The following is a 14723-nucleotide window of genomic DNA, read 5'->3' on the forward strand; positions in this document are numbered from 1 at the left end:
ACATGACAACCTTGATCGTTCTCGGCCTGCTGTTCCTCCTGCTGGCGAACGGCACGCCGGTCGGCTTCGCGATGGCGTTCTCCGGCTCGGTCGGCCTGCTGATGGTCGGTGGCAGCGGCACGCTGTTCGGCATTCTGGAGACCGCGCCGCTGTCGACGGTGTCGTCCTATGAGCTGATCACCATCCCGATGTTCCTGCTGATGGCCGAGCTCGTGCTGCTGTCCGGCGTCGCCGATGCGCTGTTCCGGACGGCCTCGGCCTGGGTCGGCCGCATTCCCGGTGGCCTCGGCATGGCCACCGCGCTCGCCGGCGCCGGCTTCGGCGCGATCTGCGGCACCAGCACGGCATCGGCGGCGACGCTGTCGTCGACCAGTCTGCCGGCGATGATTAAGCAGGGCTACGAGCCGAAAATGGCCGCCGGCGTGGTGGCGATCTCCGGCACGCTGGCGATGCTGATCCCGCCGAGCGTCGCATTGGTGATCTTCGGCCTGCTCGCTGAAGTGAACATCGGCCAGCTGCTGATCGGCGGCATCATTCCGGCCGCGCTGGTCACTGCGACCATCATGGCGACGATCTACGTCCTAGTCTGGCTCGATCCGTCGCGGGCGCCGCGCGTCGAATCTGTGCCGTGGCGCGAGCGCTTCGCGCTGCTGTGGCAGATCGGCCCGATGCTGGCGCTGTTCGGGCTCGTCACCGGCACGATCTATCTCGGTGTCGCTACCCCGACCGAAGCCTCGGCGCTCGGCGCCTTCGGCGCGCTGGTGCTGGCGTTCGCCAAGCGCAAGGTGACGCCGAAGACGCTGTACAAGGCGCTGCTCAGCGCCAGCTACGGCACCTGCATGATCGTGACCATTCTGGTCGGCGCCTCGATCTTCGGTTACTTCTTCACGCTGACCCACGTCACACAGGATCTGGTCGCCTGGGTCGGCTCGCTCGAGACCTCACGCTGGGTGATCATCGTGATGATCCTGTGCGGCTACATCGTGCTCGGCTCGTTCATGGACCAGATCGCCATTCTGGTACTGACGGTGCCGATCGTGATGCCGCTGATCAAGTCGCTCGGCTTCGATCCGATCTGGTTCGGCGTGATCAAGATCGTCACCGCCGAGGTCGGCATGATCACGCCGCCGGTGGGGCTGAACTGCTTCATCGTCGCGCGCTACGCCAAGCGGCCGGTCGCCGAAGTCTTCCACGGCACGTTCCCGCACTTCATCGCGCATCTGCTGGCGATCGGCGTGATGGTGGCGTTCCCCAGCATCATCACCTGGCTGCCGTCGAAAATGGCGCCGTAGCGCGCAGCGCCGGTCGCCGTCCGTTCAAACAACAAACACAAGAGCCCGTCATGGACTTCGCACTCACCGATCAGCAGGAAGCCATCCGCGACGCCATCGCCAAGATCTGCGAGGGCTTCAATGACGCCTATTGGCTGAGGAAGGATCGCGAGGGCGGCTTCCCGCACGACTTCCACAAGGCGCTCGCCGATGCCGGCTGGCTCGGCATCTGCGTGCCGGAGGCCTATGGCGGCTCCGGCCTCGGCATCACCGAGGCGGCCATCATGATGCGCACGATCTCCGAATCCGGCGCCGGCATGTCGGGCGCCTCGGCGGTGCATATCAACGTGTTCGGCCTCAACCCGGTGGTGGTGTTCGGCACCGAGGAGCAGCGCATGCGAATGCTGCCGCCGATGGTCGAGGGCCGCGAGAAGGCGTGCTTCGCGGTGACCGAGCCGAACACCGGGCTCAACACCACCCAGCTCAAGACCCGCGCGGTGAAGAAGGGCGATCGCTACATCGTCAACGGCCAGAAGGTGTGGATCTCGACCGCGCAGGTCGCACACAAGATCCTGCTGCTGGCCCGGACCACGCCGCTCGACGAGGTGAAGTCGCCGACCCACGGCCTCAGCCTGTTCTACACCGATTTCGATCGTACCAAGATCAAGGTGCACGAGATCGAGAAGATGGGCCGCAAGATCGTCGATTCCAACGAGCTGTTCTTCGAGGACTTCGAGATCCCGGAGGAAGACCGTATCGGCGAGGAGGGCAAGGGCTTCCAGTACATCCTCGAGGGCATGAACCCCGAGCGCGTGCTGATTGCCGCCGAGGCCGTCGGTCTCGGCAAGTGTGCGCTGGCGCGGGCCACCGAGTACGCCAAGACCCGGATCGTGTTCAATCGCCCGATCGGCCAGAACCAGGCGATCCAGCATCCGCTCGCGAAAAACTGGGTCGAGCTCGAGGCGGCGTGGCTGATGGTGATGTCGGCGGCGTGGCAATACGACAACGGCATGCCGTGCGGCGCCGCCGCCAACGCGGCGAAGTACCTTGCGGGTGAAGCCGGTTACCAGGCCTGCGAGCAGGCGGTGATGACGCACGGTGGCTTCGGCTACGCCAAGGAATATCATGTCGAGCGCTACTTGCGCGAAGTGCTGATCCCGCGCATCGCGCCGGTCAGCCCGCAGCTCGCGCTCAGCTTCATCGCCGAGAAGGTGCTCGGCCTGGCGAAGTCGTACTGACGGCGGGGTGCGGCGCGCCGCGATGTCCGCCGAAAGCTCGCCGCTCGATTTCGCCGGCCTGATCCGCGCCGGCGATCTCGTGGTCTGCGGTCAGGCCACCGCCGAACCCCTGACGCTGACCGAAGCGCTGATGGCTCAGGCGGCGGCTCTGCCGCCGTTCCGTCTGATGCTCGGGCCGGTGTTCTCGGACACGTTCGGGTCCGCGCCGCCGAACGTCTCTTTCGTCAGCTACGGGGTGATCGGCAACGCACGAAAGCTGGCGCGCGCCGGCCGGCTCGACGTCATTCCCAGCAACTACTCGGCATTCTGCGCCGACTTCGCCGCAGGCCGCCACCGCGCCGATGTGGTGCTGGTGCAGCTTGCGGAGGCACCCGATGGCCGGCTGAGCGCCAGCCTGTCCAGGGACTACGTGATCGACGCCGCGCGTCGTGCCCGCCTGGTGATCGCCGAGGTCAACCCGGATGCGCCGTTCACCTTCGGCGCGGAGTGGCCCGAGGACGTCCCGATCCATCATCGCGTGGTGGCGCGGCGCCGGCCGCTGGAGTTACCGCCCGGCGCGTTCGACGATGTGTCGCGCCAGATCGCCGCCCATGCGGCCGGGTTGATCGCCGACGGTGCGACGCTGCAATTCGGCGTCGGCAAGATCCCCGATGCGATCCTGTCGTCGCTGGCGCATGCCCGCGATCTCGGCATTCATTCCGGGCTGATCAACGACGCGGTGGTCGAGCTGATCGAGCGCGGTGTCGTCACCAACGCCCGCAAGGGGATCGATCCCGGCGTCACCGTCACCAACCAATTGATCGGCACGCAGCGGCTGTATCGCTTCGCGCACCGCAACGAGGCGGTGGCGATGCGGCCGGCGGCCTACACCCACGACCATTGCGTGCTGGGACGGATCAACAAGCTGACCGCGATCAATTCGGCGCTGCAGGTCGGGCTCGACGGCAGCGTCAATGCCGAGACGCTGAACGGCGTTGCGATCGGTGCGATCGGCGGACAGCTCGATTTCGTCCGCGGCGCCAATGCGTCGCCGGGCGGTCGCGCGCTGATCGCGCTGCCGGCGTGCGGCCCGGACGGATCGAGCCGCATCGTCACGCGGGTCGACACGGTGACGACGCCGCGCGCCGATGTCGACGCCATCGTCACCGAATGGGGCGTCGCCGAATTGCGCGGCTGTAGCCTCACCGAGCGCGCGCGGCGGATGATCGCAATCGCGGCGCCGCAGCATCGCGACCGGTTGACCGAGCAGGTTCGGGCCGGGACCTAAGTCGGGGCGCGGAGCGCAGGTGGCTGACGCAATTGACGATGCGGATGTGGCCACACGCGAGGCGAAGAGCCGCTGCGATTTTGCTCGGGGGAGTTCCCGATCGGCGCAGCAACCCTTCAGGGCCGCAGGTCCATATCGATGCGGACGAAGTCGCCCCGATAGGTGACTTCGGCGAGGTAGATCACGATGCCGTCTTCGCCGGTGAAGACGCGCCGGACTTCAGCGACCGGCGAGTTGAGCGGCACGTGCAGCAGCCGCGCGACGTCGACGTCGGCGGTGCCGATCGTCAGCGTCTGGCGGGCGCGCACGATCTTGGGCTGCTTCAGCTCGGCCAGGATCGGGATCACGGTCTCGCTGCGAAACCGCTTCGGCGAGCGGCGGAACACCGTCTCGTCGAGATAGATCGAGATCACGCAATAGGGTTGGCCGACGCGCGAGTGTACGCGCCTCATGAAGACGTATTTGGCGGCCGCCTTGCCGTCGTCCGGCAGCAGGGGGGCGACGCTGCGGCTCTCGGAGATGTTGATGATCTCCGGCGACGTGTCGCGATACATCTCGGCGAGATCGGCGAGGGTCGTCTCGACCCGAAGCCAGCGGTCCTGCCGGGTGCCGCCAGTGACGAAGGTGCCGCGACCCTGCTGAGCTTCCAGCTCGCCGTCGCGCGCCAGCAGGTCGACCGCCTGTCGGATGGTGACGCGCGACACGCCGAATTCGGCGGCGAGCCGTTCGTTGGCCGGCAGCCGGAAGCCGGTCGCCCACAGGCCGCGCGCGATCCGGCGCCGGAAAATGTCGGCGATCTGCGCATATTTCGGCACGTGGCTGCCCGCATCCAGATCCATCGCGCTCTATCCCGCCTTGATCAACGCCGCGCCGTATTCTCCGATCATCAGGCTGGTCGCGTTGGTGTTGGCCGAAGTGATCTGCGGCATCACCGACGCGTCGATCACCCGCAGCCGTTCGACGCCGCGAACCCGCAGCTGCGGATCGAGGACCGCCTGCGCGTCGCGGCCCATCCGGCAGGTGCCGACGCAGTGGAACACGGTGCCGCCGGTGTTGCGCGCAAATTCCCACAGCGCGGCGCGGCTGTCCGCCGCCGCGCCGGGCACCACTTCGACGTCCCACAGCTTGCGGAACGCCGGCTGGCGGAAGATGTCGCGCAGCATCTCGAGCCCTGCCACGATCGTCTTGCGATCGATCTCTTCGGCGAAGTAGTTCGGCGCGATCCGCGGCTGCTCGAAGGGATCAGTCGAGCGGATCGCCAGATGCCCGCGCGAGTGTGCGTGCGCCTGCCATACCGAGGCTGTGAAGCCCGAATAGCGATGCAGCGGGGTGCCGGGCTTGTCGACCGACAGCGGCATGACGTTGAACTGCACGTCGGGGCGGCCGCCTTGCGCATATTCGGTACACGCCGCGCCGCCGACCTGTCCGGCACCGACGGTGAGCGGCCCGCGGCCGCCGGTCAGCCACTGCCAGCCCATCCGCGTCAGCTCGACCGGATTGCGGACGTGGTCGTTCAGCGACCATTTCTGATTGAGCCGCACGATCAGCCGGGCCTGATAGTGGTCCTGCAAATTGTCACCGACTTCCGGCGCATCGGCGATGACCGGAATGTCGAGGCTGCGCAGCAGGTCGGCCGGGCCGATGCCGGACAGCTGGAGCAATTGCGGCGATTGTAGCGCGCCGGCCGACAGCACCACCTCGCGCGCGGCGCGGGCGCGGTGCAGCTGGCCTTCCGCGATCCATTCGACGCCCGTGGCGACGGTGCCGTCGAACGTCACCTTGCTGGCCTGCGCCCGGGTGATGACGGTCAGGTTCGGCCGGTCCATGATCGGTCGCAGGAACGCCGAGGCCGCGCTGGTGCGCCAATGGCGGCCGATGCCGAGCTGATAGCTGCCGACCCCGTAGGTCGATTCCGCGTTGAAATCCGGATTGCGCGGCAGGCCGAACTCGACGCCGGCCTCGATCCACGCCGCCGAGGCCGGATTGTCGTTGCGCAGATCGGACACTTCGAATTCACCGAGCGCGCCGTGATACTGGCTCTCGCCGCCGCGATAGCGCTCGTAACGCCGGAAGTGCGGCAGCACGTCGCGATACGACCAACCTGTCGCGCCCAAACGCTCCCAGTCGTCGAAGTCCTGATGCTGACCGCGGATGAAGATCAGCCCGTTGATCGACGACGAGCCGCCGAGCACGCGGCCGCGCGGCCAGACGATGGCGCGTCCGCCGGTGCCTTCGCTCGGCTCGGTGGTGAACAGCCGGGCGAAGCGTTCGTCGTAGATCGTGCGATAATAACCGACCGGAATCTTCAGCCAGAAATTGCCGTCCGGGCCACCGGACTCGAGCAGCAGCACGCGGCAGGCCGGATCGGCCGACAGCCGGTTGGCGACGATGCAGCCGGCCGAGCCGGCGCCGACGATGATGTAGTCGTAGCTCGCCATCGTCAGGCCGTCCGCCATGCGGCAATTGCTTCCAGATCGGGATCGAGGCCGATGCCCGGCGCTTCGCTAAGTTCGATCCAGCCGTCGCTTACGGTGGCGACCGGGCCGCAGAACCGGTCGCGCAGCGGATTGTGGTTGCAATCGACTTCGAGCAGGCCATCGCCGCCGATTCCGGCGAGCAGATGGGCCGACGCGAGCAGGCCGAGGCCGCCGCCGAGATAATGCGGGCAGAACCGTTTGCCGGCAGCGCGGATCGCGCCGGCGATGTCGGCGCACAGCGACAGCCCGCCCCATTTGGCGATGTCCGGCTGGATCACATCCAGCTCACCGCCGCTGATCGCGTCGCCGAAGCCGCCGCGGCTGGTGATGTTTTCGCCAGCCGCCAGCGGCAGATCGAGGCCGGCGCGCAGCTGTTGCCATTCGGCGCGCGGCCGATCGGCGCGGATCGGCTCCTCCAGCCAGGCGAGATCGAACGCGGCCAGGCGCGGCGCCAGCGCCAGCGCCTCGTCCACCGACCAGGCCTGATTGGCATCGGCGGCGAGCGGGCCGTCGCCAAGCAGCCGGCGCAGCGCCGCGAGGTTGGCGCCGTCGAGTTCGGCGCCGAACCCGACCTTGAGTTTCAACGCCCGATAGCCCTGTCGCAAAGCGGCCTCGGCCATCGCTTCGGTGCCGGTCGGATTGAGGCCGCTGGCATAGACCTGGATCCGCGGCCCAGCGCCGCCGAGCAGCCGCCATAGCGGCGTGGCCTGACGGCGGGCGAACAGATCCCACACGGCCAGATCGATGCCGGAGATGGTTTGGGCGAACGGTCCGGCCTCGCCGGATTGCAGCGCCAGCACCGCCGTGGCCTGCGTGAGATGCTCGAACAGTTCGGCCGGCGCCGCCACGCGCTGGCCGATCACCAGCGGCGCGAGGGTTTCGTTCAGGAGCCGCGCGCGGTGCTCGGCCCCGGGAGAGGGAAAGTTACACCACGCTTCGCCCCAGCCGACCACGCCGTCGTCGTCCTCGACGCGGACAAAAACCGCCGGCCGCGACGTCATGCGACCGAACGATGTCACCACCGGTGTCGTCAGCGGATAGCGATAGGCGAACGCCTGCAGGCTTCGAATTGTAAATGGCGTGGTCATCTGAACCTTGCGCCGCCCGCGCGGAGCGGTCTTGTATGGTCATCCTATTTATAATATGACTTTGTGCCAAGATACTTTGTGCCAAGACAAATGAGAACGGGGAAGCTCCTGAATGGACGGCGCCTTCGTCCGACGCTTTGCTCTCGGGCTGCTGCCGTGGGTCGGCGCGATCCTGCTGTGGTACGCAGTTCGCTGGAGCGGCCTGGTCAATCCGTCGCTGATCCCGGCGCCGCATCAGGTGGCGGCCAAGTTCTTCGAGCTGCTGACACGCGAGAACCTGCTACTCGACATCTACACGTCGACACGCCGCGTGTTCTTCGGCGTCATGCTCGGCATCGCCGCGGCCGTGCCGGTCGGCTTCCTGCTCGGCTGGTATAGGTCGGCGCGGACGTTCGCCGATCCGATGATCAACTTCTTCCGCGCGCTGCCGCCGATCGCGCTGATCCCGCTGGTGATCGTGTATTTCGGCGTCGACGAACTCGCCAAGCTGGTGATCCTGTTCTACGCCTCGTTCTTCGCCGGCGTCATCGTGATGTACGAGGGCGTGTCGCAGATCGCGCCGATTTACATCCGGGTGGCGCAGACGCTCGGTGCCAACCAGTTCGAGATTTTCCGCAAGGTCATCATCCCGCTCACCGTGCCGCACATCCTCACGGCGCTGCGCGTGGCGCTCGGCGTGGCCTGGGCCACGTTGGTGGCATCCGAACTGATCGCCGCGCAGCGCGGCCTCGGCGCCATGATCCAGAACGCCTCGACCTACTTCCTGCTCGATGTCATTTATGTGGGCATCATCTGCATCGGGCTGATCGCGCTGATCATGGACCTAATCTTACGCAAAGTGAGCGCGCGGCTGCTGGTGTGGCAGGATCGGGCTCTCGGATGATCAAGCGCGCGCAATTCGAGCACGTCTCGCTGTCCTTCGCCACCGCCAAGGGGCGGCTGAAGGTCGTCGAAGACGTCCACTACGATATCCATGACGGCGACTTCATCGCGGTGATCGGCCCGTCCGGCTGCGGCAAGACGACGATGATGAGCATGCTGGCCGGCTTCCAGAAGCCGACCACGGGCCGCGTGCTGTTCGACGGCAAGCCGGTGGACAAGCCTGGCCCCGAGCGCGGCGTCATCTTCCAAGAATATGGCGTGTTCCCGTGGCTGACGGTGAAGCAGAATATCGCCTTCGGCCTGAAGCTCGACGCTAATCACGTGCCCGCCGCCGAGCGCGAAGATATCTGTCGGCACTATCTCGAACTAATGGGGCTGTCGGACTTCGCCAATTCGTTCCCGAAGCATCTGTCCGGCGGCATGAAGCAGCGCCTCGCCATTGCCCGCGCCTATGCGGTCCGGCCGCAGTTCCTGCTGATGGACGAGCCGTTCGGTGCGCTCGACGCGCAGACCCGCGCCAATATGCAGAACCTGCTGCTGCAGGTGCTGGCGACCGAGCGCAAGACGGTGATGCTGATCACCCATTCGGTGGAGGAGGCAATCTATCTGGCTTCGCGCATCGTCGTGGTGACGGCGCGGCCGGCGCGTATCAAGCAGATCATCGACGTGCCGTTTGCCTATCCGCGCGACGATTCGATCCACGAGCGTCCTGAATTCGCCGAGCTGCGCGGCCATATTCGCCAATTGGTGATGGACGAGTATCGGGCCCAGCAGGCGCAGATACGGCCGGCTTCGTTTTCGGAATAACAAAAGACAAACAACATTATCGGAGGAGTGACGCGATGGATCGACGACAATTCCTGACCACCACCGCTGGCCTCGCGATAGCCGGCTTCGCTCCCGCCGCGCCGGCGATCGCTCAGGCCAAGACCAAGATCCGCGTCGGCTATCTTCACACCGTGGCGGTCGACGGCCAGATCTGGACCGGGATGGACCGCGGCAGCTTCGCCAAGCAGGGTCTGGAACTCGAGCTGCGCCAGTTCAACACCGGCCTGGAAATCTTCCAGGCGCTGATCGGCGGCAGCCTCGACGTGCTGGCGACCGGCGCCGTGCTGTCGAACTTTCCGGCGCGCGGCCAGGGCAAGGTTTTCCTGATCAACGACATCGAAGTCGCGACCGCGCAGCTCTGGGTGCGGCCCGACCAGGGCATCCGGTCGTTCGCCGATCTGCGCGGCAAGCGCATCGCCACCGCGGTCGGCACCACCGCGCACGTCTTCCTCGACCGCGCGCTGCGCGCCAACAAGATCGATCCCAAGGAAGTCGAGATCGTCAACCAGAGCATGCCGGCGGCGGTGACGGCGTTCGTGTCCGGCGCGGTGCCGGCGGTGGCGCTGTGGGTGCCGTTCAATGTCACCGCGCGCGACAAGGTGCCGGGGTCGATCATGCTGGCCGACGCGTCGGCGTATTATCCGCAGGCCGCGATCATCGGCGGCTGGGCGGCGGCCAACGACTACTACGAGCCCAATCAGGAAACGCTCGCCAAGCTGATCCGCGGCTGGGGCGAGGCGAACGACTACATCGTCGCCAACCCGGTGGAGGCGATGGAGAGCCTGCAGAAAAATCACTACAGCCAGACGCCGCTCGCCGACATCAACGAATCCTTCAAGGCGCAGAAGATGTTCACGGCGCACGACTGGAAGCGGATGTACGCGGACGGCACCGTCACCAACTGGCTGCAGCAGTCGACCGACTTCTTCATGGCCAATGCCGGCGTCAAGGAGTTCATCCCCGCTTCGAAGTATTTCGATCCGAGCCTGTATCTGAAGACGATCGTCTAGGGCTCGACATCCGCCGGCGTCCGCGCCGGCCGGATCGATCGGCAGTGCACCATTGTTCCTCCGGTCAGGTCGTCACTACACCGAGGCCCGTGGCTATCGACCACGAGCCTCGGTGTGGGCGCCGATTTCGATAAATTCCAAAGTTCCTCCCCCCGGCAGCGCCAAGTGATGTGATAGTTGGTCGCACTCAGGTGAGAAGGGGGGCGATGACATGACGGGGCGTTTCGCGCGCAGCGCAATCTTCAAGGTTCTTGTCTGTTCGAGTGCCTTGGGGATCAGTGTACCGATCGGCGAAGCGCAGGCGCAGTCCGGCCGCGACCTGCCGCCCGTCACGGTCGATGCGCCCAAGCCGCAGTCCGCCCGGCCGACCTCTCCATCCCGGCGCGCGGCGCGGGCGCCATCGACGGTCCGGCGTGTCGCCGCGCCCGCGCGCCAGCAGCCCCCCGCGCCAGTGGTCAGTGCCGCCAATGCCGGCCGCGGCGGCGAGCGCGCCAACGGACCGGTGGTCGGCTATCTGGCCAATCAGAGCGCGACTGGAACCAAGACCGATACGCCGATCCTGCAGACCCCGCAGTCGATCTCGGTGGTGACGCAGGATCAGATCCAGGCGCAAGGCGCGCAGAATGTCGTCGAGGCGCTGCGCTACACGCCGGGCGTCACGCTCGATACTTACGGCGCCACGACCTTCTTCGATTCGTTCAAGCTGCGCGGCTTCGAAGTGCCGCGCTATCTCGACGGACTGCGGCTGCCGATCGATCCGGGCACGCAGTTCGCGTATCCGCGCATCGAGACCTACGGGCTGGAGCGGCTGGAAGTGCTGCGCGGACCGTCTTCCGGACTTTACGGCCAGACCGATCCGGGCGGCTTGCTCAACATGGTCAGCAAGCGGCCGACCGCCACTGCGCAGCACGAGGTGATCGGCACCTTCGGTTCGTTCGAGCGGTTCCAGGGCGCGTTCGACAGCTCGGGGCCGATCGACAAGAACGGCGAGTTCCTCTACCGCATCGTCGGGCTCGGCCGCAGCACCGACGGGCAGCAGGACTTCGTCCACGAGAACAAGGCCTATATCGCGCCGAGCCTGACCTGGCGGCCGACCACCGATACGTCGCTCACGCTGCTGTCGCACTATTCCAACATCAAGGTCGACGGCTGGCAGCAATACGTGCCGGGCGGGGTGTCGCTGTTGCCCAATCCTTACGGCCGGGTGCCGTACAGCCGTTATCTCGGCGAGCCGAGCCGGGACGGCTACACGCTCGAGCAGTTCTCGGTCGGCTATGCGTTCGAACACCGGTTCGACAACAATCTGCAGTTCCGCTCGAACCTGCGCTACTTCGACGTGTCGCAGGATCTCGGCGGCGTCCGCTCCGAAGGATTGCTGGCCGACAACCGGACCATGCTGCGGTCCTACAACTACGTGAAGTCCGGCGCCCAGAACATCGCGCTGGACAATCAGCTGCAGGCCGATTTCGCCACCGGCCCCCTGAGCCACAAGGTGCTGGCCGGCTTCGACTATCAGCGCCAGACGGCGAAGTCCGACTATCGCTTCACCATGATCTCGTCGATCGACGCCTTCGCGCCGGTCTACGGGGCGTTCGTGCCGTCGGCGGCGTCGCTGTCGCCGTTCATCGCCACCAACACCACGTCAAGCCAGGCCGGCCTGTATCTGCAGGACCAGGTCAAATACGACGGCTGGACCCTGACGCTGACCGGCCGCCAGGATTGGTCGCAGGCCGAGACCGTGTCGACCGGTCTGTTTCCTGCCGCCGGGACCTATCTGCAGAGCGACAAGGCGACCACCGGCCGCGTCGGCCTCAACTATCTGTTCGACTTCGGACTGTCGCCCTACGTCAACTACTCGTCGTCGTTCGTGCCATCCTCCGGCACCGACCGGTTCGGCAGCACGTTCAAGCCCACCACCGGCGAGGGCGGCGAGATCGGCGTCAAGTTCAAGCCGTTCGGCTCCAACCTGATGCTGACCGCGGCGGTGTTCGACATCACCCAGAAGAACGTGCTGACGGCCGACCCGGTCAACATCGTGTTCAGCGTCCAGACCGGGCAGGTTCGGGTCCGCGGCTTCGAATTCGAGGCGCGCGGCAATCTCACCCGGGAGCTGGAGATCGTCGGCGGCTACAACAAATACGATCCGCGCGTCACCTCCGCCAACGACGGCACGGTCGGCAATTATCTGCTCAACACGGCGCTGGATCAGGCCTCGCTGTGGGCGAAATACACCTTCTACAACGGTCCGGTCGCGGGCCTCGGGCTCGGCGCCGGCGTCCGTTATGTCGGGACCAGCTACGGCAACGCCGCCAACACCATCCTGATCCCGAGTTACACGTTGTTCGACGCCGCCATCAGCTACGACTTCCAGTATCTGCGGCCCGATCTGAAAGGCTGGAGCGCGCAGGTCAACGCCACCAATCTCGGCAACCACTACTACGTGTCGTCGTGCGTGACCGGGCTCGCCTATTGCGGCCTGGGTGCGGCGCGGACGGTGCTGGGCACGCTGAAATACGCCTGGAACTGACGCATGCCGGGTCGCGGCACCAGGTCGTTACGCGTCTGGGGGCTCGTCCACAAATGGACGAGCCTGATCTGCACCGTATTCATGCTGATGCTGTGCATCACCGGACTGCCGCTGATCTTTCACGAGCAGATCGACGGGGTACTGCACGGCGAGGTCAGGCCTGCCGACGTGCCTGCCGGCACGCCGGCGGCGGATCTCGATCAGGTGCTCGCCAACGCACTGGCCAAAGTCCCCGGACAGGTGCCGCACTTTCTGATCTGGGATCGCGACGACCCGAGCGCGCTGTTCGTCAGCGTCGGACCGTCGATCGACGCGAATCCGGTGAACAATCGGCTGGTAAGGATGGACGTGCACACCGCGGCGTTCCTCGATGCTCCGGACGTCACCGGGCGGTTCACCTACATCATGCTGCGGCTGCACACCGACATGTTCGCCGGCCTGCCGGGCAAGCTGTTCCTCGGCGCGATGGGCATCCTGTTCTGCGTCGCGATCGTGTCGGGCATCGTGGTGTATGCGCCGTCGATGCGGAAGCTGGAGTTCGGCAGCTATCGCCGCAGACGCACGCGGATCGTCCGCTGGCTGGACGTGCACAATCTGGCCGGCATCCTGTTGGTGATGTGGACGCTGGTGGTGGGCTTCACCGGCGTGATCAACACCTGGGCCGATCTGGTCGTAAAAATCTGGCAGGCCGATCAGCTCGCCGCGATGACCGCGCAATATCGCGATCGCACGCCGCCAAAGAAGCCGAGTTCGCTGCAGGCCGCGGTCGAAACCGCGCGGCGCGCGGTGCCCGGAATGACGCCGAGCTTCGTCGCCTTCCCGGGCTCGTTCTTCACCAGCAAGAGCCACTACGGCGTGTTCCTGCACGGCGACACGCCGCTCACCTCGCGGCTGCTCAGGCCGGCGCTGATCGATGCCGAGACCGGGGCGCTGACCGACACCCGCGACATGCCGTGGTACGTGTCGGCGGTGCTGATCTCGCAGCCGCTGCATTTCGGCGACTATGGCGGGCTACCGCTGAAGATCATTTGGGCGCTGCTCGACGTGCTGACCATCATGGTGCTGGTCACGGGGCTGTATCTGTGGCTGCGTCGGCGCCGTGCCGGGTTGAGCGTCGATCGGGCGATCGCCAGCGGCTCGGCCGCCAATGCGTCGGTGCCGTCACATGGCTGAGCATCGCACGCTTCGCCAGATCTTCGCCGCACCGCTCGTCGTCGCCGTGCTGAGCGGCATCGGTCTGGTGACGGCGCTGGTCGGCGACGGCGTCTGGGACATGGTGTCATGGCTGAGCTTGACGCTGCCGATCCTGCTGTATGTGTTCTTCGTCAAGATCCGGAGCCGGCGCAGCTAGCTATCGTGCGGCGAACGCAACTGGCCGCCATCGACCGGCGCCACGATCTATCCGGCGGACACGTTCGCCATGCGCAGGCTTGGGTCGTCCAAGATGCGTGGCGAGCGGACGAATGCGGGCGCGCGCTGCTCGGCGGCGCGCCATTCGCGGCGCCAGGCGTTCGGTGTGGTGCCGGTGTGGCGGCGGAACAGCCGCGACAGATGCGCCTGGTCGCTCAGCCCGCTGGCCAGTGCGATCTCGCACAAGGTCAGGTCGGTGGTGCGCATCAGCGCCTTGGCGCGCTCAATGCGGCGCTCGATCAGAAAATGCCGCGGCGCCACTCCGACGCTCTGCTGAAATGCCCGCGCGAAGTGACCGGGGCTGAGGCCGGTCAGCTTGGCGAGGTCGCGGACCCGCAGATTGCCATCGAGGTGCTGTTCGACATGCCGCATGACGTGGTTGAGCTTCCAGCGGGCCAGTCCGGGGCCGTTGCCGCGCGCCGCCGTCTCGCCTGACGCGGGAGCATGGCGCGCCTGCACTTCCCGCAGCAGCATCGCGGCGCGTGCGATACAGGTGCGCGCCGCAATCGGATCGCCTGCGAGTGCGGCCGACGCTTCTTCGAGGAATTCGGCGATCGACGCGAAAGGGTCAGTCGTAGTCTCGGTGATGCCGTCCGCTGACCTTTCCATCGTGGCGCCGCCTTCCGTCGTCCTCGCCGCTGCCGCAATGGCTTCGGCGCTGGGTCGCAGGGAACACACAGCGGCGCCGCAAGCCTAGTCGCACGAACGTGGTGGGCGTGGCCTGC

At 66.4% G+C, this 14723-nt stretch carries 13 protein-coding genes; 9 read left to right on the plus strand and 4 right to left on the minus strand.

Annotation, left to right across the window (positions count from 1 at the left end):
- Window positions 1-2 precede the first annotated feature (2 nt).
- The 3 genes from LPW26_RS20120 to LPW26_RS20130 are packed head-to-tail and all read left to right on the plus strand — an operon-like array spanning window position 3 to window position 3776.
- On the plus strand, window positions 3-1292 hold the full coding sequence (locus LPW26_RS20120; protein WP_238737405.1) for a TRAP transporter large permease: 1290 nt from the start codon (window positions 3-5) through the stop codon (window positions 1290-1292).
- A gap of 50 nt (window positions 1293-1342) precedes the next feature.
- Window positions 1343-2509 (plus strand): acyl-CoA dehydrogenase family protein, encoded by a 1167-nt coding sequence (locus tag LPW26_RS20125; RefSeq protein ID WP_238737406.1) that lies wholly within the window; start codon window positions 1343-1345, stop codon window positions 2507-2509.
- A 22-nt stretch (window positions 2510-2531) separates the two neighbouring features.
- The gene (locus LPW26_RS20130) at window positions 2532-3776 is read left to right on the plus strand and encodes an acetyl-CoA hydrolase/transferase family protein (protein ID WP_238737407.1); all 1245 of its coding nucleotides are present in this window, start codon (window positions 2532-2534) and stop codon (window positions 3774-3776) included.
- A 116-nt stretch (window positions 3777-3892) separates the two neighbouring features.
- Here the strand turns inward: LPW26_RS20130 and LPW26_RS20135 are convergent, their stop codons facing one another.
- Genes LPW26_RS20135 through LPW26_RS20145 form a run of 3 tightly spaced genes read right to left on the minus strand, consistent with a single transcriptional unit; the run spans window position 3893 to window position 7341 of the window.
- The gene (locus LPW26_RS20135) at window positions 3893-4615 is read right to left on the minus strand and encodes a GntR family transcriptional regulator (RefSeq protein WP_238737408.1); all 723 of its coding nucleotides are present in this window, start codon (window positions 4613-4615) and stop codon (window positions 3893-3895) included.
- Between the two features lie 6 nt (window positions 4616-4621).
- On the minus strand, window positions 4622-6214 hold the full coding sequence (locus tag LPW26_RS20140; protein WP_455127256.1) for a GMC family oxidoreductase: 1593 nt from the start codon (window positions 6212-6214) through the stop codon (window positions 4622-4624).
- 2 nt (window positions 6215-6216) lie between these two features.
- A complete protein-coding gene (locus tag LPW26_RS20145) occupies window positions 6217-7341 on the minus strand; it encodes a mandelate racemase/muconate lactonizing enzyme family protein (RefSeq protein WP_238737410.1) in 1125 nt (374 codons plus the stop codon).
- 112 nt (window positions 7342-7453) lie between these two features.
- On the opposite strand from LPW26_RS20145, the gene LPW26_RS20150 reads away from it, so the two are divergent.
- The 6 genes from LPW26_RS20150 to LPW26_RS20175 all read left to right on the plus strand — a co-directional run bounded on the left by LPW26_RS20150 (window position 7454) and on the right by LPW26_RS20175 (window position 13939).
- Complete coding sequence (locus LPW26_RS20150; RefSeq protein ID WP_238737411.1) at window positions 7454-8224, plus strand: ABC transporter permease; 771 nt, start codon at window positions 7454-7456, stop codon at window positions 8222-8224.
- Window positions 8221-9030 carry an ABC transporter ATP-binding protein gene (locus LPW26_RS20155; protein ID WP_238737412.1) on the plus strand — a complete coding sequence of 270 codons (810 nt, stop codon included), beginning with the start codon at window positions 8221-8223 and terminating at the stop codon, window positions 9028-9030. The genes LPW26_RS20150 and LPW26_RS20155 overlap by 4 nt, the downstream gene beginning before the upstream one ends.
- A gap of 35 nt (window positions 9031-9065) precedes the next feature.
- Window positions 9066-10061 (plus strand): ABC transporter substrate-binding protein, encoded by a 996-nt coding sequence (locus LPW26_RS20160; protein WP_238737413.1) that lies wholly within the window; start codon window positions 9066-9068, stop codon window positions 10059-10061.
- Window positions 10062-10329: 268 nt separating this feature from the next.
- Window positions 10330-12588, plus strand: coding sequence for a TonB-dependent siderophore receptor (locus LPW26_RS20165; protein WP_238737414.1), 2259 nt, complete (start codon window positions 10330-10332; stop codon window positions 12586-12588).
- A 3-nt stretch (window positions 12589-12591) separates the two neighbouring features.
- On the plus strand, window positions 12592-13761 hold the full coding sequence (locus LPW26_RS20170; protein ID WP_238737415.1) for a PepSY-associated TM helix domain-containing protein: 1170 nt from the start codon (window positions 12592-12594) through the stop codon (window positions 13759-13761).
- Window positions 13754-13939: a hypothetical protein gene (locus LPW26_RS20175; protein WP_238737416.1), complete on the plus strand. Its 186-nt coding sequence runs from the start codon at window positions 13754-13756 to the stop codon at window positions 13937-13939. The genes LPW26_RS20170 and LPW26_RS20175 overlap by 8 nt, the downstream gene beginning before the upstream one ends.
- 47 nt (window positions 13940-13986) lie before the next feature.
- On the opposite strand, the gene LPW26_RS20180 is transcribed toward LPW26_RS20175, so the two are convergent.
- The gene (locus LPW26_RS20180) at window positions 13987-14607 is read right to left on the minus strand and encodes a helix-turn-helix domain-containing protein (protein WP_238737417.1); all 621 of its coding nucleotides are present in this window, start codon (window positions 14605-14607) and stop codon (window positions 13987-13989) included.
- Window positions 14608-14723: the final 116 nt, after the last annotated feature.

The sequence above is a fragment of the Rhodopseudomonas infernalis genome (assembly GCF_022271405.1).
Taxonomy (GTDB): Bacteria; Pseudomonadota; Alphaproteobacteria; order Rhizobiales; family Xanthobacteraceae; genus Rhodopseudomonas; species Rhodopseudomonas infernalis.